The 19,224-nt window shown below is 61.1% G+C and carries 15 protein-coding genes; 10 read left to right on the forward strand and 5 right to left on the reverse strand.

The features are described from left to right. Nucleotides 1–149 precede the first annotated feature (149 nt). From FGQ61_RS08675 to FGQ61_RS08690, 4 genes are all read left to right on the forward strand, one after another. A complete protein-coding gene (locus FGQ61_RS08675; protein ID WP_138375251.1) occupies nt 150–794 on the forward strand; it encodes a DUF4867 family protein in 645 nt (214 codons plus the stop codon). 253 nt (nt 795–1,047) lie between these two features. Next, complete coding sequence (locus FGQ61_RS08680) at nt 1,048–2,847, forward strand: histidine kinase N-terminal 7TM domain-containing protein (protein WP_171021568.1); 1,800 nt, start codon at nt 1,048–1,050, stop codon at nt 2,845–2,847. 2 nt (nt 2,848–2,849) lie between these two features. Continuing rightward, nucleotides 2,850–4,343: a sensor histidine kinase gene (locus FGQ61_RS08685; protein WP_324248787.1), complete on the forward strand. Its 1,494-nt coding sequence runs from the start codon at nt 2,850–2,852 to the stop codon at nt 4,341–4,343. Next, the gene (locus FGQ61_RS08690) at nt 4,340–4,960 is read left to right on the forward strand and encodes a response regulator transcription factor (protein WP_138375254.1); all 621 of its coding nucleotides are present in this window, start codon (nt 4,340–4,342) and stop codon (nt 4,958–4,960) included. The genes FGQ61_RS08685 and FGQ61_RS08690 overlap by 4 nt, the downstream gene beginning before the upstream one ends. A gap of 108 nt (nt 4,961–5,068) precedes the next feature. Here the strand turns inward: FGQ61_RS08690 and FGQ61_RS08695 are convergent, their stop codons facing one another. From FGQ61_RS08695 to FGQ61_RS08710, 4 genes are all read right to left on the reverse strand, one after another. Then, nucleotides 5,069–5,911 (reverse strand): hypothetical protein, encoded by an 843-nt coding sequence (locus tag FGQ61_RS08695; protein ID WP_138375255.1) that lies wholly within the window; start codon nt 5,909–5,911, stop codon nt 5,069–5,071. Between the two features lie 81 nt (nt 5,912–5,992). Continuing rightward, nucleotides 5,993–7,234, reverse strand: coding sequence for an SPFH domain-containing protein (locus FGQ61_RS08700; protein WP_138375256.1), 1,242 nt, complete (start codon nt 7,232–7,234; stop codon nt 5,993–5,995). A 48-nt stretch (nt 7,235–7,282) separates the two neighbouring features. After that, nucleotides 7,283–8,605: a hypothetical protein gene (locus FGQ61_RS08705; protein WP_138375257.1), complete on the reverse strand. Its 1,323-nt coding sequence runs from the start codon at nt 8,603–8,605 to the stop codon at nt 7,283–7,285. Between the two features lie 24 nt (nt 8,606–8,629). Continuing rightward, nucleotides 8,630–9,367: a DUF4428 domain-containing protein gene (locus FGQ61_RS08710; RefSeq protein WP_055310636.1), complete on the reverse strand. Its 738-nt coding sequence runs from the start codon at nt 9,365–9,367 to the stop codon at nt 8,630–8,632. 396 nt (nt 9,368–9,763) lie between these two features. Here FGQ61_RS08710 and FGQ61_RS08715 point away from each other — a divergent pair, with 396 nt between their 5' ends. The 5 genes from FGQ61_RS08715 to FGQ61_RS08735 all read left to right on the forward strand — a co-directional run bounded on the left by FGQ61_RS08715 (nt 9,764) and on the right by FGQ61_RS08735 (nt 15,013). Further along, a complete protein-coding gene (locus FGQ61_RS08715; protein ID WP_055285329.1) occupies nt 9,764–11,293 on the forward strand; it encodes a helix-turn-helix transcriptional regulator in 1,530 nt (509 codons plus the stop codon). A gap of 145 nt (nt 11,294–11,438) precedes the next feature. Continuing rightward, nucleotides 11,439–11,888 (forward strand): hypothetical protein, encoded by a 450-nt coding sequence (locus FGQ61_RS08720; protein ID WP_055285328.1) that lies wholly within the window; start codon nt 11,439–11,441, stop codon nt 11,886–11,888. A 20-nt stretch (nt 11,889–11,908) separates the two neighbouring features. Further along, entirely contained in the window at nt 11,909–13,459 is a 1,551-nt protein-coding gene (locus tag FGQ61_RS08725; protein WP_138375258.1) for a zinc ribbon domain-containing protein, read from the forward strand. A 76-nt stretch (nt 13,460–13,535) separates the two neighbouring features. Next, a complete protein-coding gene (locus FGQ61_RS08730; RefSeq protein ID WP_055285326.1) occupies nt 13,536–14,291 on the forward strand; it encodes a hypothetical protein in 756 nt (251 codons plus the stop codon). A gap of 35 nt (nt 14,292–14,326) precedes the next feature. Then, nucleotides 14,327–15,013: a hypothetical protein gene (locus FGQ61_RS08735; RefSeq protein ID WP_138375259.1), complete on the forward strand. Its 687-nt coding sequence runs from the start codon at nt 14,327–14,329 to the stop codon at nt 15,011–15,013. Between the two features lie 81 nt (nt 15,014–15,094). On the opposite strand, the gene mgtA is transcribed toward FGQ61_RS08735, so the two are convergent. Further along, nucleotides 15,095–17,863: a magnesium-translocating P-type ATPase gene (mgtA, locus tag FGQ61_RS08740; protein WP_138375260.1), complete on the reverse strand. Its 2,769-nt coding sequence runs from the start codon at nt 17,861–17,863 to the stop codon at nt 15,095–15,097. 436 nt (nt 17,864–18,299) lie between these two features. Between mgtA and pyrE the strand changes: the two genes are divergently transcribed. Further along, nucleotides 18,300–18,980 carry an orotate phosphoribosyltransferase gene (pyrE, locus tag FGQ61_RS08745; RefSeq protein WP_138375261.1) on the forward strand — a complete coding sequence of 227 codons (681 nt, stop codon included), beginning with the start codon at nt 18,300–18,302 and terminating at the stop codon, nt 18,978–18,980. Nucleotides 18,981–19,224 lie beyond the last annotated feature (244 nt).

Genomic DNA, 19,224 nt, shown 5'->3' on the forward strand with positions numbered 1-19,224 from the left:
CGACACGCATAAAAAGCCTCCCATTTCTCGTGTCCAAGAAATGGGAGGCAGTTCACTCTTTGCGGAGCGCTTTTTTATACCGAGTGCTCAAAACAGAATGAGATTGTTCTAGAATGTTCATACTGTCACACAAACGAACAGGAGCGAACATGCATATCTACTCTGTCTCTGATCCCGAGTTCAAGTCCTATGGCAACGTTTGGGATAACGTTCCGTCCGAGCTTACGTCGCCCGTGCTCGAGGCGCTCTCTGCCACGCCCATTCCCGAGGGCAGCAAGTACGTTGCAAGTGCGCCGGAGCTCGAGGACGTCAAGGATGCCGACAAGCTTGGCTTTCTCATGTTTGGTGGCCGTCCCTTCCAGCTCGGCTGGTGCAACGGCCACAATACACGACTCAACTGCCTGGAGTATCACCGCGCGAGCGAATTCAACTTGGGCGCTCGCGACTTTATCCTGCTCGTGGCGCATCGCTGGGAGATCGAGGACGGCAAGCTCGACACCGCGTGCGTCAAGGCGTTTCGCGTGCCGGCGGGTACGGTCGTCGAAGTCTTCAACACCACGCTCCACTACACGCCGTGCATGGTCGACGACGGTGGCTTCCAGGTGATGGTGGCGCTGCCCGCCGGCACCAACGGCCCGCGCCCCGAGGCCGCGGCCGACATGCCTGCGGCCGGCGACAGCTACTGCTACTGGAAGGCCGACAAGTGGGTCCTCTGCCATGCTGACAGCCCCAAGGCAGCCGAAGGCGGCTACGTTGGCCTCATCGGCAAAAATCTCGACATCACCGTGGACTAGCGCATCGCCCCAAACCACCACAAAGGTGCCTGTCTCCTTTGCGGTGGTTTGGGGCGGGCGGATATCGGGAAGTGCCAGACGGGGGAGGCTGCCGGGCGCCTTGCCGTCTGCGGATTTTGGGACATGCGGCCCGCTTTTTCGACCCATCTGTCGGTACACTAAAAGCACTATGGGTACCCGCGAGCGACATATCGGCAACGCGGCCGCCCGATCCGCACCCGTGGCGGATCCCAGGGGCGGCAGGCTCTTCGCCATGCCGCGATTCCTTGTTGGCATAACACATCAGGTGTACCGCCACCGCGTCTTTGCTATCGCCGGTGTCATCACCGCGATGTTCCTCATGCTTTTGGCAGTCTTGCCGGCGCTGTTCGCCTTCGACCCCAAACTTTCTAACGCCGTGCCCGCCTATAGCGAGGTGTCAGAAGAGGTCGTGGATGCGCTCGTCCATTCGAGCTCTCTGCCGTTGCTTGTTGCCGCAATTGCATTTTCGATCTGGGGCGTATCGGTCTATCTGCGCTGTTTGGACTATGTGCTGCGCCGCCGCCTTGTTGCCGTCGCCACCATCTGCGCCCTGTGGATGATCGAAGTCATTCTCAAGTACAAGTCGTTCACGCCGTTCTATGCCACCGTGCTGTGGTACCTGTACTACGTGCCCATGACGCTCATTCCACTGCTCTACCAGTTGTGTGGTCTGCGCCTTGCGGGCCTGGAGCAACACCGCCTGGGTCGCCGCTACTGCGCTGCGCTGTGGATTGTGGCCATCCTGCTTATCGGATTTGTGCTCACCAACGATTTTCACCAGCAGGTCTTCCGCTTTGACCGTACAAGCGACACCTGGAGCAACGATTACACGTACGGCTGGGGTTATTTCGCCGTCCTCGTGTGGACGGCCTTTGACTTCGTGGCCTTTTTTATCCTGGTTGGTCGGTCCTCGTCCTTTCGCATCCAACGTTTCTCGGGCACGGCGGCGCTCGTGCTGCTGGGCGGCGCTTTCTTTGCCATCTCATATGCTCTGCGCGTGCCCTGGGCATGGAGGCTCAACTTTTCGCTCGTCTATTGCGTCCTGTGCGTGGTGGCGATGGAAATCTGTCTCGATTGCGGTGTCGTTCCGTCGTATCACGACATCGCCGGCATCTTCGACACCTTGCCGCTTGACCTCAAAGTTCTAACGCGCGACCTGCAGGAGGTCTATGCCACGCCGGTGTCAAAGCCAACGCCGGTAGGCGTGCGCGAGGAGTTGCGGACCCAGGAGCACGGCCGCGCCCATGCCTTTGCCGTGGCGTCCGATCCCGATGTGATGTACCGTGCCTTCCCACTGCTGGGCGGATCGGCCCTGCTTGCCCAAGACGTGTCGGAGCTCAACGAGCTTAACCGTGAGCTGGCACATCGTCGCATGGAGTTGCAGCGTCAAAACGAGCTGCTCGCCGCCGACTACGACCTTAAGACGCATTTGGCAGATCAAGAGGCCGAGACCTTGCTGGTCCAAGACGTGGACCAGGCGCTTGCCCGCGCGCTCGAAGGGATGTACGACCTGCTGAGTTCGCTGCCGCCGTTGACCGACGAAGCGTCTTCACACGAGCGTTACCGCATGCTGCAGCGCGCCAAGATGCTCGTCGCCTATTGCAAGCGCAAGGGATCGCTCACGTTGGCACAACACGGGGAGAGCGGTTTTGATCGCGACCGCATTCAGCTCATCGCCAACGAGCTCGCAAGCGACCTGCGCACCATCGATATCGATTGCGCCTCGATTATCGCCATACGGCGCCCGATGCACGCCAGTACGGTAAGCGCCCTGTACGACTGCGTGTATGACTTTGCGTTTTTTGCCTACACCACCGACCATCCGGCGCTTATGTATCACTTGGGCGACCATGACCGATGCAGTGTCGAGCTGCGCGCCACGCTTTTTTCCAACGATGATGAAGATCTTTCGCAGACGCCCGCTGCGCAAGAGCTCGAAAGCGCTCTGCAAGGGCGCAACGTGGCATACCGCCTTGAGGGCGAGCCCGGCCAGCTGCGCATGATCGTCTTGATGCCGAGGGCGGGTGAGTGACGATGCAGATTTCGCTCATTCTTCCCCAAATCGTTGCGCTCGATGTTGTCTTTGCCCTGGCTGCGTCTCTGCAGACGATCCACGTCCCGCTCATCGCATCGCGCCGCTCGTCCTATAACCGTAAGGTGATTTGTGCCTACGAGGCGAGCCTTGTGCTTCACCTAGTTATTTCGGCGCTCATCTTGTTCGCGTCGTCTGGCTCATATCTGGTGGCGCCGCTTGACGTTTGCGCCAGGGCAATGGGCGGAGCGTTGTGGCTCAATGCCGTGATCTTTGCCTACGGCGTGGTGCTTATGGTGCGCTATCGTCGCCCCGTCATGCTGGTCGAGCTGCTGCTTGTTGTCACCGTTACACCGCCGGTGGTTTTTGCCATGGGCTCGGCGTGGACCGTTGTCCTTATCACAGAGGGAGCGTTCTTCCTGTTCCGTTCCATCGCGGCGCTCTTGATGGACGTCCGTAACCGCCAGGAGGATATCACCATGTTCTCGACGATCGAGACCATCAACGTGATTCCCGTGGGCATCCTGTATCTGGACCCGAGGGGCCGTCCGCTGCTCATGAACCGCTGCATGCGCAAAAACCTGGTGGAGCTTCATATGCCCACCGACCTAGGCGATATGAGCGGTACATGGAACGACCTGCGCAAACTCAGCATGCAAATGCCCGAAAGCAGCAGGAACCGTGTGCGGATTAATCTGGACCGCTTTGGTGAGGCGCGCGTTGTGGTCGAGGTTTCTCCCGCCGAGATTCGCTTGTTCGTGCACGATGACGTTATGGTTTCGGGCCGCCTCTTCGAGCGCATTATCGGTCTGGATGTAACAGAGTATGCGCATGCCCATGATCGCCTAGCGCAAGCCAACCACCTGCTTGAGCTTGCGGGCCAAGAGCTCCAAGCCCAGATCGAAGAAGTCAAAAAAGTTGCTGACAATGCGGCCTATCTGCGTATGCGCGCTCGCGTGCACGACGTGATCGGGCAGCGCCTGTCCATCCTCCATCGTTATCTGGAGGAGGGGCGCCTGGACGACGAGTCACTCGAGCAGATTGATCCGTTGCTGCGCTCAATCGCTGCCGATCTGCGCAGCGGGGGCGACACCGAACCGGCAGAGCAATTGGGCGATATCGTCCATGCCTTTGGCCTGGTGAGCGTGCAGATCGATGTGGAGGGCGAGCTGCCAAACGACGCGCGTGTCGCCGCAGCATTTTTGCAGATTATCCGCGAAGCCTCGACCAATGCCACCAAGCATGCACAGGCCCATCAGGTCCATGTGCGCCTGTGGCAGGAGGGGACGGAAGACGGCGCTGTTGCGCGAATGGCCGTTTCTAACGACGGCGCGCCTGCACCCGTATCGTATCGCGAGGGAACGGGTATCCCAGGTATGAGGCATGTCGCACAGAATCTGGGCGGCAGCCTGGAAGTCCACACCGCCCCGCCCTTTACGCTTACGGTGTCCATCCCGCTCGCCTCCAGCGCCACGGTCCAAAGGAGAAGCTCATGATTCGCGTCCTTATAGTCGAAGACCAGGCCATTCTGCGCGAGAGCCTCGCGCGCTCCGTCGGTGACCAGCCCGACATGACGGTTGTTGCCGCGATCGCCGACGCCTCGGATGCCTTGGACGTTGTGCTTAAGGAGCGCCCGGACATGATACTGATGGACGTATGCACCGAGCATGATTCCAACGGCATCGTGGCGGCGGCGCGCATCAAAGAACAACTGCCCGAGTGCCGCGTCATTATCATGACGGGTATGCCCGAAATCACCTTTGTGGACCAGGCGCGCGAGGCGGGCGTCGACAGCTTTGTGTACAAGAACGTCGGTATCGACGAGCTATTCGCCGTGATGCGCTCCACGCTGGCGGGTTACTGCACGTTTCCCAAGCCGCCCGAGAGCATCTTCTCGGGCACGGCGGCCCTCGACGATGTCGAGCTGTCGATCTTGCGCCTTGCCTGCGAGGGTAAAAGCCGCCGCGAGATCGCGGCCGAGCTGTTTATGAGCGAGGGCACCATCAAACGCCGCATCTCGGAGATTCTCAATAAGACCGGCTACGACAACATCATGCGCTTGGCCGTGCGCGCAGTAACGGAGGGCAGCATCGTTCCCAACATGGAGCGCTAGCGCTCGTTACGCATCGGCATAAAGCGGCGGGGCCGCAGGATCAACTCCTGCGGCCCCGCCTGGTGTGCGCGGATGTGTCCGCCAATCCGCGGCTATCGGTGTCTGCCGTTACGCGATGGTTGCGCTGTAAGAGGCGACGTCCTCGTAGGAATCGGTTAGGTAGGCGTCGATGCCGATGGTCGTATTGACCAGGTCGTCAAGGCTGTCAAGCTCGCCGTTCGAGAACGTGAATTCCTCGGTGGCGTTGGTGCCGGGCATCAGGTGAGCCGAGAACCAGGGTTCCTTCATGGTGCCGTTGACGTTGGTCTTGCCGGAAGGAGCGTAGAAGGTCAGGTCCTTGTCGCTCTTGTTGGTGATGTTGACGACAAAGCCGATGTCGCCCCAGTCGTCCTTGAACTTCTCGGTGATGGTGATGGTGCACAGATCGTCATCGGCGACGGTGACGGCGGGGGAGATTTCGACGCTCTGGACATCGTCGTCTTCGACGGCCTCATCGATCTCATCTTCCTTCTCGGCCGCCTCGCGATCCTTCTTCACCGTACCGGACAGGTCCTTGTCGGACTTGGTGAAGATAAACTTGTCGCCGTCCACCTCCAGGACGAGCTTGTCGTCCTTGAGCTTCAGATCGTGCGATTCATCTTCGGCGGTGACGGTTGCGGTGGTGGCGTCCTTGGCCTCCCACTTAAGGTCGACAACCTCAAGGAACAGGTCGAGGGTGCCTGTGCCGTCCTCATCGAGGATCAGGATGCAGTTGACGCCCCACTCTTCGAGCATATCCATGTACTCATCGGTGAGCTCTTCGCCATCCAAGGTTCCACCCGAGTACTGCCAGCTGCCGACGAAGTTGGCCTTGGGGTCTTTGCCGCCGCCGCTGCAGCCCGTCAGGGCAAAGGCGAGCGCCAGGGCGCATGTCAGAAATGCGAGTACGGACTTTTTGAACGTTGTCTTCATGGTGTCCTCCTTCTTGTGTGAAAGCCCATAGAAGCAAATGCGGGGGTGGCGGACCTCCCCGCCAATTACCAGATAGAGGGGTTAGGGCCTGGGCGTTCCGCAGTTGCTGCAGAACTTGCCACCGTTTTCGCTGCCGCAGTTGGGGCAGAACCACTTGGCCGGTGCCGGGGCGGGTGCGGGACTACCGCACTCGGAGCAGAACTTGCCGGTATTGATGGCACCGCAGCTGCAGGTCCATGCGCCGGCCGCGGGGGCAGCGGCAGGAGCCGGTGCGGGGGCGGGTGCCGGAGCTGGCTGCGGGGCGGCCTGCTGCTGTGCCTGACCGGCGGCGAACAGCTGGCTAGCGTTCATGCCGCCCATGCCACCTGCCATGCCCATGCCCATAAAGCCTGCCATCGCGCCGTTGGGGTTGGCCGCCGCGGCGCGCATCGCATCGCTCTGGGCGCTGGCGATATTAGCGGCTGCCATGGTGGGATCGCGCATGACCGCGGCCTTCTGCAGGTCTTTGATCATCTGCTCGTCCTCTTGCGAGGCGGCGATGGAGTTGACGCCAAAGCTCACGATCTCGACGCCGCGCAGGTCACGCCAATCGGCAGAGAGGACCTCGTTGAGCGCGCGGGCGAGCTCGGTGGTGTGGCCGGGGATGGCGCTGTAGCGGATGCCCATCTCCGAGATCTTGGCAAAGGCGGGCTGCAGGGCGGTGAGCAGCTCGGATTTAAGCTGGCTGTCGATCTTATCGCGCGTGTAGCTGTCGGTCACGTTGCCGCACACGTTGGTGTAGAACAGCAGCGGGTTGGTGATACGGTACGAATACTCGCCGTTGCAGCGAACGGAGATGTCGACATCCAGACCGATATTGTTGTCGACTACGCGGAAGGGCACGGGAGAGGCGGTGCCGTACTTGTTGCCGATGATCTCTTTTGTGTTGATGAAGTAGACGCGCTGGTCCTTGCCCGCGTCGCCGCCAAAGGTAAAGCGGCTGCCGATATTGGCGAAGGTCTCCTTGATGGAGTCGCCCAGGTTGCCGCTGAAGACACTCGGCTCGCTGCCGGTGTCAAAGACAAACTCGCCAGGCTCCAGCGCAACCTCGATGATCTTGCCGTTTTGCACCACGAGCATGCCCTGGCCGTCGTTGACGGCGATGACGGAGCCGTTGGAGATGACGTTGTCCTCGCCGCGCGTGTTGGAGCTGCGGCCGCCGGTGCGCTTGCTGCCCTTGCAGGCCAAGACGTCAGCGGGCATCGATTCGCAATAGATAAATTCCTTCCACTGGTCGGCCATGACGCCGCCGGCAGCACCCAATCCAGCTTTCAAGAGTCCCATGGTGATCTTCCTTTCTCGTCAAAGGCCGGGTGGTATTGGTCAGAATGGCTAATCGTCCTTGTTGTCCTTCATGACAACGGTGGTCTCGGTGTGGCTGAAGGTGTCGTGCTTCTCGGTCAGGTCGAGCTCGCCGCAGTAGCAGTCGGCGTGGGTGGCCTCGTTGGCCGTCTTGAGCTGGCCTACCAGCAGCACGTCTGCGATGATCACGATGATCAGCGGCGCGACGATGTTGATGAGGATGCCCTCGACATCAAAGGTGAGGTAATCCGGATCGAAGGCGTTCTCGCCCATAAAGAGAATCTGGGAAAGGACAAATCCGATCGCAAAGAACAGCACCGAGGCGATAGCGAGCTTGGGCTTGGAGCAGGGAAGCTCGCCGACCATGCGGCCGGTTTGGCCGTTCATAGCAAACAGGTAACTCTTGCCGTTCCACGAGGTAGAGAGCATCCACACGGGGAACAGAGCATAATCGTTTTCTTCCCAGGTGTAGTCGAGCTGCTTGCTTTCGACCGTGGCGTCGTCGTACTCGTCGACGACGGTCTCGCGCAGGGCCGAGATCGTGCTCTCCTCCATGCGGCGCTCGGCGCGCGCCTTGCAGGTTTCGCAATCCTCGTCATAGCGGTTGGCGATGTAGCCGGGCATATAGGCGACCGAGAACGGGCGCAGCGCGTCGTAGTCAAACGGCTCGATGGCGTCCATGTGGCCGTCGGGCATCTTGGACGATCCGTCGACGGGCACGCGCTCAAACGAGATATTGCCCTTACGGTAGGCGTCGTAGTGGTCGGTGGTTGTGACGGTGCGGTCGGATTCCTCGGTCACGGTCTCGTTGGTCGCGTCAAAGTACACTTCGCCGTCAACGCGGGCGCCGTAGAGCCAAAACGGCACGTAAACGCCTTGGACCTCGTCGATGTGGTTGCCGGTGACAAAGCTCTTGGGCAGCAGGATTTTACCCTTGTAGTGGTCTTTGAGCGCGGCCATGACATCGTCGCGCCCGAGCTTAAATGGGATCACCAGGTCGGGTGAGAAGTCGCCCGAGAGCTGGCCGGGTGCCACGGCGGAGTTGCCGCAGTACGGGCAGGTGGTGACGGCGACGGTGCCGTCGGACACGAGCTCGGCGCCGCACGACGAGCAGATGTAGCCGGCGTTTTGAGCCAGCTCCTGCACGGCATCGTCGACAGCAGGCTTGGGGGCCGCGGCTGCGGCATCGGCTTTGGCATCTGCCTTGTCCTGGCGCTCGCGATAGAGGGCCTCGACTTCTTCGACTTCAAAACGCGAATCGCAGTAGTCGCAGACGAGCTTTTGCTCGGCACTGGCAAAATGCAAGGGGCCACCGCAGGCAGGGCACTGATAGTTAACGCTCTCGAAGGCCATGATCGGTCCTTTCGCTGCCGGAGGCTATGCGCCGATGGCGCCGCCGCAGTATTCGCAGCGCCCACTGGCATCGGGAATGGTGGTGGCTCCGCAGAAGGGGCAGGTCACCGCGGTCTTGGGGGCCTTGGCGGCCACGACGCTGTCGCGCGTCTCCTGGCGCAGCTGCACCAGCGCGTCGCGGACCTCGGTTGCCTGGCGCTTGGCCTCGCGGTATTCGATGGAGCCGCGCTGATCGATGGTGGAGTCGTTCACGCGCAGGTTGATCTCGGTAAAGTACGGCGTGTTGACGTGAATGGTCAGGTTAAAGTCGTAATCCAGGTCATAGCGCGGCGGGTTGTAGCTCTCGCGCTCGCCGTCCTTGGTCTCGCGATAGATCTCGGTGCGCTGCTCGTCGATATCCATATCGCAGCCGAGTACCTGCGAGAACTCGATGATGTCGGGATTGGCGTCGCGCCAGCGGCTCTGCGAAGTGATGATCAGCAGGCCCGCGTCCTCATCGAGCATAATATTGGTGCGCCCGGCAGAAAGCGTGCGCGTGGGGTTGAACGAAGACAGGCGCTCGGCGTTGGCCTCGCGGTAGGCGAGTTGCTCACGGATATCGTCCGCGGTGCTGGAGCGATAGCCGTGAAAGTAGGGGGAGAGCTTGCCGGCGCACTCTTTGCACAGGTAGCCTTCATTGATTTTTGTCTTACCTAGAAGTCCCAGCTCGGTACCGCAAATCGCGCACTCTTTCTTCTCGAACATCTTGTCAAAGAAGCCCATGGCTGCCTCCCATCAACTGGTAGCGTGTGTCACTTTTGATGATGGGGGAGTGCGCGATCCTTCGCGATACCCAGACGGCTCAAGGAGTCTCCACAACTGGGACACATGGCCCATTTTTGACTAGTCATTGGGGACGTACTTAAACGACTAGTCGCGGGGGACACTCTTCGGCCACTCATTGGGGACGTACTTAAATGAGTGGTAGTTGGAGACACTCCTGGCCGAGCTAGAGATCGCGCGCGTCCCTTCTGGTCCATGCGGCTCAAAATCGCGGCGTGATGTGGACGACTGGGGCCGAATTAGCAGCATTTCGAGTCTGACTCTGATATCGAGATTGGTTCTTTATTAAAATAGAATTCCAGACAATTGAGCGGCCGGGGGTTAGCCATGAGGGGCATGGGAGACACAACCGCATATTTGCGTCGGGGCATTCGGGAGATTATATGCCTGGCGCTGTTCTTCTTCACGTTTTTGACGTGCGAGTATCTCTTTGATGTGCGCATAGCCGAGTTCGTGCCATCGAGTGAGGTCGTTATCTACGAGAGTATCGTCGTTGGCGCGAGCGTGATTGGCTTTTTCGTGCGCCCATTTCTGTACTATCGCCGTCCCCAGACGATCGATGCGACGAGCGATATTACAGGCGTGCTGTTGGTATCGGCGTTGCTGCTGATGATTATGGCAGTGCGGTTTGAGGTGCTAATTGCCGGCGGCCTGGTGGCGTGCTGTGCGCTGGGCTATTGCGGATCGACCGCCCATGCCAATCTTGCGCGGCGTTTTGCGCAGACGCCCTGCCTGGCGCGCGCCGTGGCGGTTTCCTATGCTGCGGGCATTTTGGTGCAGGTGCTCAACCATATGGTGATGCCTGCGGGCATTCCCCAGAAGTCTGTTCTCATTGCCTGTGCGATTGCGCTGGTGGGGCTGCTTCACGGTGCCCGCCGCGCTAAATTGCGTGATGAGCCTGCGTCCGAGTTCGAGATTGCCGAGCTATCGGTCGATGCGTCGGAGCGTGGCGCCAGGTGGCACGATGACCCCGAGGCAAAGGCGGCCTTTCAGGGTGCCGTGGTACGTCTGACGGTGGCGACCGCTTGCCTCACCGGCGTGTTCGCGGCCCTCAATGCCGGCCTTACGACCTCGCATGCCGCTGGCGCTATCGATCTGGGCGACTGGCCGCGCTTGCTGCTGGTTGTGAGCGCCCTTGCCGCCGGCGTCCTGTATGACCTGCGTGGGCGTTCGTATATGAATATCATCATGACGTGCGCCGCCATGCTGTCCACGCTCTCGTTCTTTGTGCTTATCACCGATGGCAACGGTGGCAACACGCTTGCCGCCACGATTATCTTTTACCTTGGCACGGGCTTTTTCGTGGTGTTCTTCACCGCGAAGTTCGCCGCGATTTCGATGTATGCCCGCTGGGCGTATCTATGGCCGTGCATGGGCCGTGTTATCAACAACGTTTGCTCGATACTCGTGACGGCTCCGGCGGTGGCGATTGTCTCGAGTCAAAACGTGCTGGCGGCAGTGAGCGTCGTGCTCGTGCTGTTTGTCGGCATCGCGATTTCGCTGTTGGGACAGTTTGGACAAGACGGTGAGGGCGAGGCGACGCACGGCGGGCTGGCGCTTGCCACCGACGATCTTGGCGTGAGCTGTGAGCCCGGCCAGGCCGACACGGTGCCCCTGGAGGCGCCGGAGCTTTCGTTTGACGATCGGCTCGATGGCTTCGTTGCCGCCTTTGGGCTTACCAAGCGCGAGCGCGATGTTCTGGAGGCGCTGGTCGTTTCGGACGGCAGCGTGCAGGACGTGGCGGCGGCACTCTTCCTTTCGCGCTCCACGCTCTATCGCCACATCGCTTCGATCAACAAAAAGACCGGTGCCTCCTCGCGCGTAGCCCTCATCAACTTCTTCTGGTCCTGGACACCCCAAGACTAGCTAACCACCACAAAGGGGACAGGCACCTTTGTGGTGGTTTTTTACCTGCAAAAATATGAATATGAGACATTTGTCACCTGCCGTTTTGGTGCTCAAAGGCATATGAATGTGATGCTGAGCGGAGCAGAACGGAGGGGGTGCACCTATGGCGTCTCGGGGTTGCGCGTCTAATAAAACTGCGGGCGCGCTTATCGCCGTGGTGGTCTTTGCCGCGGCGGTGACACTTATGCGAGTTTACGTTGCCGGCGACCATGGCGCTCAAGGAAAGACTGCCGCGCAAGTGTCGCTCAACGATTGCGCTGCCGTTCCGGTGGCGGTCAAGCTTGTCGAGGACGGGGAGGCGCGGACGGTCTATGAGACCGACGATTCCGAACTGGTCGCATCGGCTTTTGCCGCGCTCGATGGCTGCACCGTGGGGGATGCGGTGGATGAGCGGATGAGCGATGCCGGCCGAACGCTCGTCTTTGTCTATGCAGACGGTTCGGAGCAATCGGTAGAGCTCGAAGGCAAGAATATCGTGCTCGATAAGACGGCGTACCGACTTAACGGTGCCGATGAGTTATGGCGGCAGCTTGCCGCGATCAAAAACAGCTAACGAAATTAGGGATGTACGGGATGAGTGACTTGAGATTCTGCCCGGCGTGTGGGGCGCAGCTGCCTCGGGTCGCCGGCGTGCCGGTGCGATTTTGCCCGGGGTGCGGCGTCCGACTTGAGGGCGTTGCATGCGGCTCGGATGCCACGGGGTCTGTGAATGACGCTACTGCCGATGATGGCGCGAGCGAAGGCCGCGAGCCGAGCGTGGCTGTGCCGACGCAGAGTGCCGAGGCCGCGTCACCGTCTGGCGACACAACCTCGGCGGACGCTCCTCGCGCTGTTGACCTTGAGCTTCATGCCGCATGCGATGCCTCTGGCGGGCAGGCGCTCGCGCAGGTAGCGCTGCCGCGGGGTTGGCAAATCGAAGAGGCGCATCTTGAGCGCAGCGGCAGTTTCGACTGCCCGATTTCGGTTGGCGTGACGGCAGCGGGTCCGATGGGTGAGCGGATTATGTACCGCTCCGAGCTCTGCTACGTGGATGCGGGCGCCGTTGCCAAGCGTATCCCCACGCAAACCGAGCGCAAGGCGTTTATGCACGTGGAGGCAGCTTGCGACGAGCTGGCTCAGGCCTGCGCGGCACAGCTGGGCGCACGGGCGGAGGTTGTGGCCGGGCAGCCGTACCCATCGAACGCGGCGCTCGATATCGAGCGCGAGCGTGCCCGCGTAAAGCGCGAGGCGGTAAACGACTTTGCGATTCAGGGCTTTTCGATGGAGCCGAGCAATGTGATCTATGAGTGCCGCATGCGTCGATATCGGCTCACGGGCGCTCCAGTGCCCACCGAGCTCGCGGTGGCGGCCAAAGTCGAGGGCTATGTGGCCTCGATCGGCGGCGTCGCAGGCTCTAAGGGTAAAGGCATTGCCGCTGGGGCCGAGGCGCTGCTGGGCGCAGGCCTTTCGAGCGGACTGATCGGCGGCGTTTTGGGCAAACGCCTGCGCGAGCGCCAGGCGGCGGCAGCGGCGGGACAGGGCGTCGCGCAAGGACAGCCCACGGGTCGAGGCGGTTGCCCGGACGGAGCGTCGTTCGAGCTGGGCGCGGCCGACCTGCTGCAGTGGCGTATCAGGGACAGCTTCTGTCTGGTTGCGCCAGAAGGTCGCCTGGACGAGGCGGCCTCTACGGCGCTTGCCTCAATGGCGTCGACCTTGCGGCTTAACCCGGCTATTGCACGTGAGGCGTCCGCTCAAAAGCAACAGATGGTGCTCGAACAGCGCCAACGCACGCAGATGAACATTGCCCAGCAGCAACAGCAGTTTGCAGCCTGGCAGCAGATGCATGCCTCGCAGCAGGCGGCGTTCGACAGCTACCAGCAGGCATGGTTCGATCGCAGCGATCGTCAGCACGCCGCGAACATGGCTGCCAGCGCAGCCAGTTTCTCTAGCGCGGGCGTAGGCACGGGTGCGGCCTCGTATTCCGATGCCATTCGCGGGGTTAACCATTACACCAGGCCCGACGGCACCGATGTCGAGGTCTCGGTGATGGCCGACCAGGCCTGGGTCAACGGTTCGGGCGATGTCATCGGCACGCGCGATGGCTTTGAGCCTGGTTTTGGCTGGACGGAGCTGCCTCGCCAATAGCGTGAGACGGCTTGTGTGTGAATCGATGCCGGGCGTGTTTCTCGGCATTGTGATAAAGAACGGGAAAGGAACAACGATGAGGGAGACGGTACTTTCGCGCACGGCATTTGTCGCGGCGGCGGGAACGGCGCTGCTGACGCTTGTGGGGTGCGGCGGACAGCGGACGCAGGATGCGACGGGTTTTAACGACGACCGCCCGGTAAAGGACAAGATGGACGCGGGTGCGACGTCGGGCGATTCCGGCGACGCGGACAGCGATTCGGGCGCGGACAGCGGCTCGGCGGATGCGTTCGATACGTGGTCGGATGATTGCTGGGATGCGCACCGCAACATCAGCATCGCGGCACTCCTCGAGCTTAAGGGCTGGCAGTTGCAGGAGTTTGTCACGCAGCAGGGCTATACCTGGCAAGACGCGCTCGAGATGTACGAGGACGAGGCGGGACACGTGCTCAGCGTCTGCAATATCAGCAAGGACGGCGCGACCGAATGGCTCGGCGAGGACGAAATCGGAAAGCTCGACAAGGGCGGCACCGGAAGCACCGTGATGTTCACGCTGCAACTTTCGGGCTATTCGAGCTGCGAGGATGTTATCGCGGGCTTTTCCGTGCCGGTCGAGGACCGGGCGCAGATTACTTCGGGCTCATGGATCGCGTGCGTATACGGTTCCAACATGGCGCGGCACGTCGCCATGGCGAGCCCGATGGAAAACGGTGACTACCGCTTGGATCTCATTACCGAGGAGGCTATCAAGACCGGTACGTTTACCCAGGGCGGCGGTGCTCCGACGATAGACGAATTTTGGCAGGAAAAGACTGGACGCGCGCTCGGCTAGGTGCGACGTGGCCAATACCATAGCGAGGAACGAACATGATGAATGAAGTGACGATGAGCCGTGCAGCCTTTGTGGCAGGCGCGGGCGTGCTGACTTGTGTGCTGGCTGGCTGCTCGGGCGGATTGGGCGGCGCGGGCGGTGCCAAGAAGGCGACCACGGCGGACGCCGCCTGTGTAGACGACAACGCCAACGTGACGGTCTATGCTGCGATCAACTTGGACGGCGCCGACCTGGTGCGCCTGCTCAAGCATCAAAACTATGAGTGGCAAGGCGAGAGCGTGGGCTACGGTGCCGCCGATGACGCGGGGCTTTTCGCCTTTACCTTTTCTAAGATTTCGGATGATGTGGACGAACTTGCGAACAGCGCGATACCGCTTCCGGAGTCCGAGTACGAGGAACTTGAGCCGGGCGGCGGAGACGATAGCGTGGCGATTTTGCTCTCGGTGGGTGGCTATACGACGGGCGATCGTGCGCTCACCGGCGCAATCGGCGATGCGGCGATAGTGCAGGAGAAGTGCGCAATCGACGATTCCGTGTATTGGCTGGTCAAGGCGCTCGACGGCAGCCGTTACGTGATTTCGGCCTACAACACCGAAGATGATGGCGACAGCGCGCATGACATCTATATCTATAGTGAGTCTTTTATTCACACCGGTTATCTGAGCGGCGGCGACCAAATCGATATTGACGAACTCTGGAGCCGCCTGACTAACGCCTCATAGCGCACCAAAACCACCACAAAGGGGACAGGCACCTTTGTGGTGGTTTTGCCCTTGGGCTGTCTACTGTGGCGGCTCACCGTGCTACAGCAGCTCGCCGTGGCGTGCAATGTAGCGGCGCTTTGCCAGCTGGGTGAGCGCGATATAGGCGGTGACGATGCCGACGAGCAGCGCGAAAAAGCTCGTCGGCAGCGGCATGAGGCCCAGTGCATCGGCGATGGGGCTTGCCGGCAGCCAGGTGACGAGCGCTAGGCCCAGCACGGTAAGAACGCACAATGCGGGCGCGGCGTGGTCGCGCGGGCTCGGCAGATGCGGGGAGCGCAGCATGTGGACCACGAGTGTCTGCGACCACATGGACTCGACAAACCAGCCGCTCTGGAAGAGCGCAGCAAAGGTCGCCATACCCGCGACGTCGCCCGCGGCGGCAAGCTCGGACCAGCTTGCGTCCACGGCGGCGGGGCACACGACAAAGAAGAGCGCGGCGAAGGTCACGATGTCAAACAGCGAGCTCACGGGGCCCAGCTCGAGCATAAAGCCCTTGATGGACGCGGCGTCCCAGGCACGCGGGCGGGCAGTCCAGGCGCCATCGACGGTGTCCCACGGCAGTGCGATGCACACGATCTCGTAGACCAGCGACAGCAGCACCAGCTGCAGGGCGCTCATGGGCAAAAACGGCAAGAACAGGCTCGCGACGGTCACGGACAGCACATTGCCAAAGTTGGAGCTCACCGTGGTCTTGAGGTACTTGAGCAGGTTGCCGTAAGTGCGGCGGCCTTCGATGATGCCGCGCTCGAGCACGCCCAGGTCCTTCTGAAGCAAGATGATATCGGCGGATTCCTTGGCAATATCGACGGCCGAATCGACCGAGATGCCGCAATCGCTCGCACGCATGGCGGCGGCGTCGTTGATGCCGTCGCCCATAAAGCCCACGGTGTGGCCGAGCATCTCGCGCATGACACGTACCAGGCGCGCCTTCTGCAGCGGCGAGAGCTTGGCGAAGAGGTGGGTTTTCTCGGCGCGCTCGGCAAGTTCGGCGTCATCGAGCGCATCGATCTCGGAGCCGAGCAAGACGTTGCTCGCATCGATACCGATCTGCTCGCAGACGGTGGCGGCGACGCGGTCGTTGTCGCCGGTTAGGACCTTGATCGCCACGCCCTTGGCCTCGAGGGTGGCGACGGCGCCCGCGGCACTTGCTTTAGGCGGATCGAGGAAGGCCAAAAAGCCCATCAGCACCATGTCGCACTCGTCGGCGATGCCAAACTCGCCCACGCAGCGCGGATTGGTCTTCTGCGCCACGGCAATTACGCGTAGGCCCTCGGCGTTAAGTCCGGCGATCTGCTTGCGAATCTGGGCGAGCTTCTCGTCGGTGAGCGGCTGAGCGATGCCATCGATCTCGACAAAGGAGCAGATCTCGAGCATTTCCTCGGCAGCGCCCTTGGTAACCATCTGGGTTTTGCCTTGGGCGTCGGCGACAACTACGCTCAGGAGACGGCGCGAGAAATCGAAGGGAACCTCGTCGACCTTGGTATAGCGGTCGCGCAGACTCTGGCCCAGCATAGAATCGGGCACGACGGTCGAGGGCGTCACATCGGCACGGTCGATTACGGCCAGGTCGATAAGGTTTTTGAGGCCGGTTTGGAAGAAGCTATTCAAAAATGCATGGCGCAGCACGCGTGCGTCTTCGTTGCCGTCGGTGCTGAGATAGCGCTCGAGCACGATGCGGTCTTCGGTGAGGGTGCCGGTCTTGTCGCAGCACAGGACGTCCATCGCGCCAAGGTTTTGAATCGCCGGCAGCTCCTTGACGATAACCTGGCGACGGGCGAGGTCCTTGGCGCCCTGCGATAGGCTCGTGGTCACGATGACGGGAAGCATTTGCGGCGTGATGCCCACGGCCACGCTCGTGGCGAATAGCAGCGCGTCGATGACGTTACCCTTGGTGGCGGCGTTGATGGCAAAGACGGCCGGCGCCATAACGAGCATGAGGCGTACGAGCAACATGGAGACGCTCGAGACGCCGCGGTCAAACGCGCTCTTTTCGCCGCGCCCGTTGAGCATCTTGGCGATGCCGCCCAGGTAGGTGTCCGAGCCGGTGGCAACGACAAGCGCCATGGCGGTGCCGTTTTGCACGGAGGTGCCGGTAAAGACGATGTTCTTGCAGGCAGAGAGCGGCAGTGCGGAGCCGTCGGCACCCTCGACGATAGTGACGGCGGTGGTCTTCTCGACGGCCTCGCTCTCGCCGGTGAGCGCGGACTCGATCACAAACAGATCGCGCGCAGTGATGATACGGGCATCTGCCGGAACCATATCGCCGGCAGAGAGGCGGACCACATCGCCGGGGACGAGCTCGTCGAAGGGGATCTCGATGCGCTCGCCGTCGCGCAGGGCACAGCAGGTGTTGGAGACCAGGTCCTTGAGGGCCTCGGCGGCATTGCCGCTGCGGGCTTCCTGGATAAACTTCATGCCGCCCGATACCAGCAGCATGATGCCGATAACGATGACCGTGGAGGGGTCGCGCTGGGGCTCGGGCACGGCGAGCACGTCGATGTAGAGCGAGACCAGCGCGAGCGCGGCGAGGATGCCGGCGAAGGGGTCGATGAACGCGTCGGCGATGCGGCGGGCGAGTGTCTTGGTCGGCGCCTCGATGGTGTTGGGGCCGGAGGCGTCCAGGCGCTTGGTTGCCTGCTCGGCACCGAGCCCGTTAGCGGTTGTGTCGAGCAGCACGAGGGTGTCCTCGGCGCTATGGGTGGCGGCGAATATGGTGTTCTTGGACAGGCCGGTGTGAGCGGCAGGGCGCGCCGTGCGGCGGCGCTTGGAGATGGCTTCGAGTACCGTGGCGGTTTTGAGCATCAGCATAGGGTCCTCCTTGTTGAAGGGAGTTAGCGTACGTGTCGTATTTGCTTCAAAAACCTAGATGTCGCTCACGTCAAGCTCGCGAACCACCACAAAGGGGACAGGCACCTTTGTGGTGGTTTTGACGATTGGTTAGTGGCGCTTATGCGAATACGGAATCCTCGCGGCGTGCCGAGGGCGACATGCAGGTTTTTCGACTATGACTGCCTTCCATGGCACACCTCCTTAAGGACGGGCGCAGCGCGCTTTGGGTATCTCGTATCCCTTTTAATCCGCCCGTATTCTTGACGAGGGGGTTTATCGTGTCAACCCCATTGTTCGGAAAACCATTGCCCCTGACAAAGCCTTTACAGAATGCCGTGGCCTCAAAGCGCACCCGCATCGACGCCCTGCCTGCGCTAAACTGGAAGGCACGTACGCGATTACGAGAGGAGCCCGCATGGAGGCTTACAAGCAAGAGTTCATCAAGTTCATGGTTGAGTCCGACGTTCTTAAGTTCGGCAGCTTTACGCTCAAGAGCGGCCGTCAGTCCCCGTTCTTTATGAACGCCGGCGTCTACGTGACGGGCTATCAGCTCAAGAAGCTGGGCGAGTATTACGCCCAGGCCATCCACGATAACTTTGGCGACGACTTTGACGTGCTGTTTGGGCCGGCCTACAAGGGCATTCCCCTGGCCGTCGTGACCGCCATTGCCTACCACGAGCTGTACGGCAAGGAGGTCAAGTACTGCTGCGACCGCAAGGAGGCCAAGGACCACGGCGCCGACAAGGGCAACCTGCTGGGCTATGAGCCCCAGGACGGCGACCGCGTGGTCATGGTCGAGGACGTTACCACCAGCGGCAAGTCCATCGACGAGACCTATCCCAAGGTCAAGGCTGCTGCCGATGTCGAGATCAAGGGCCTGATCGTGTCCCTCAACCGCATGGAGGTCGGCAAGGGCGGTGTGACCACCGCGCAGAAGGAGATCGAGGCCAAGTACGGTTTCCCCGTCGCGAGCATCGTCTCCATGGCCGAGGTCGTCGAGACCCTCTACAACCACGAGATCGACGGCAAGGTTGTCATCGATGACGAGCTCAAGACCGCCATCGACGCCTACTACGAGCAGTACGGAGCACGTTAGTTACGGCGTTTTACCAAACGCCGTAACTGCTCGACGCTGCGCGGGCCGCATTTGGACAATCTGACGTTCAACTTCAAGGGCGCGACCAGAAGGTCAGCGCCCTTTCGTTTCACGTCACCTTGTCTCAAATGCGACCCGCTCGCTGTCCGTTCTCTACCCGCGGCGTCGTCTTGCTCCGAATGCGGCCCGTTCGCTCATATGACCCAATCCGCTGTCAAGAGCCACAATGGCCCCGCCGACCGCT

This window comes from Collinsella aerofaciens (assembly GCF_005844325.1).
Taxonomy (GTDB): domain Bacteria; phylum Actinomycetota; class Coriobacteriia; order Coriobacteriales; family Coriobacteriaceae; genus Collinsella; species Collinsella aerofaciens_G.

What these genes read in the sequence shown, in the direction of transcription:
- FGQ61_RS08675 (WP_138375251.1), top strand. Translation starts at nt 150, where the DNA reads ATGCATATCTACTCTGTCTCTGATCCCGAGTTCAAGTCCTATGGCAAC.
- FGQ61_RS08680 (WP_171021568.1), top strand. Translation starts at nt 1,048, where the DNA reads ATGCCGCGATTCCTTGTTGGCATAACACATCAGGTGTACCGCCACCGC.
- FGQ61_RS08685 (WP_324248787.1), top strand. Translation starts at nt 2,850, where the DNA reads ATGCAGATTTCGCTCATTCTTCCCCAAATCGTTGCGCTCGATGTTGTC.
- FGQ61_RS08690 (WP_138375254.1), top strand. Translation starts at nt 4,340, where the DNA reads ATGATTCGCGTCCTTATAGTCGAAGACCAGGCCATTCTGCGCGAGAGC.
- FGQ61_RS08695 (WP_138375255.1), bottom strand. Translation starts at nt 5,911, where the DNA reads ATGAAGACAACGTTCAAAAAGTCCGTACTCGCATTTCTGACATGCGCC.
- FGQ61_RS08700 (WP_138375256.1), bottom strand. Translation starts at nt 7,234, where the DNA reads ATGGGACTCTTGAAAGCTGGATTGGGTGCTGCCGGCGGCGTCATGGCC.
- FGQ61_RS08705 (WP_138375257.1), bottom strand. Translation starts at nt 8,605, where the DNA reads ATGGCCTTCGAGAGCGTTAACTATCAGTGCCCTGCCTGCGGTGGCCCC.
- FGQ61_RS08710 (WP_055310636.1), bottom strand. Translation starts at nt 9,367, where the DNA reads ATGGGCTTCTTTGACAAGATGTTCGAGAAGAAAGAGTGCGCGATTTGC.
- FGQ61_RS08715 (WP_055285329.1), top strand. Translation starts at nt 9,764, where the DNA reads ATGGGAGACACAACCGCATATTTGCGTCGGGGCATTCGGGAGATTATA.
- FGQ61_RS08720 (WP_055285328.1), top strand. Translation starts at nt 11,439, where the DNA reads ATGGCGTCTCGGGGTTGCGCGTCTAATAAAACTGCGGGCGCGCTTATC.
- FGQ61_RS08725 (WP_138375258.1), top strand. Translation starts at nt 11,909, where the DNA reads ATGAGTGACTTGAGATTCTGCCCGGCGTGTGGGGCGCAGCTGCCTCGG.
- FGQ61_RS08730 (WP_055285326.1), top strand. Translation starts at nt 13,536, where the DNA reads ATGAGGGAGACGGTACTTTCGCGCACGGCATTTGTCGCGGCGGCGGGA.
- FGQ61_RS08735 (WP_138375259.1), top strand. Translation starts at nt 14,327, where the DNA reads ATGATGAATGAAGTGACGATGAGCCGTGCAGCCTTTGTGGCAGGCGCG.
- mgtA (WP_138375260.1), bottom strand. Translation starts at nt 17,863, where the DNA reads ATGCTGATGCTCAAAACCGCCACGGTACTCGAAGCCATCTCCAAGCGC.
- pyrE (WP_138375261.1), top strand. Translation starts at nt 18,300, where the DNA reads ATGGAGGCTTACAAGCAAGAGTTCATCAAGTTCATGGTTGAGTCCGAC.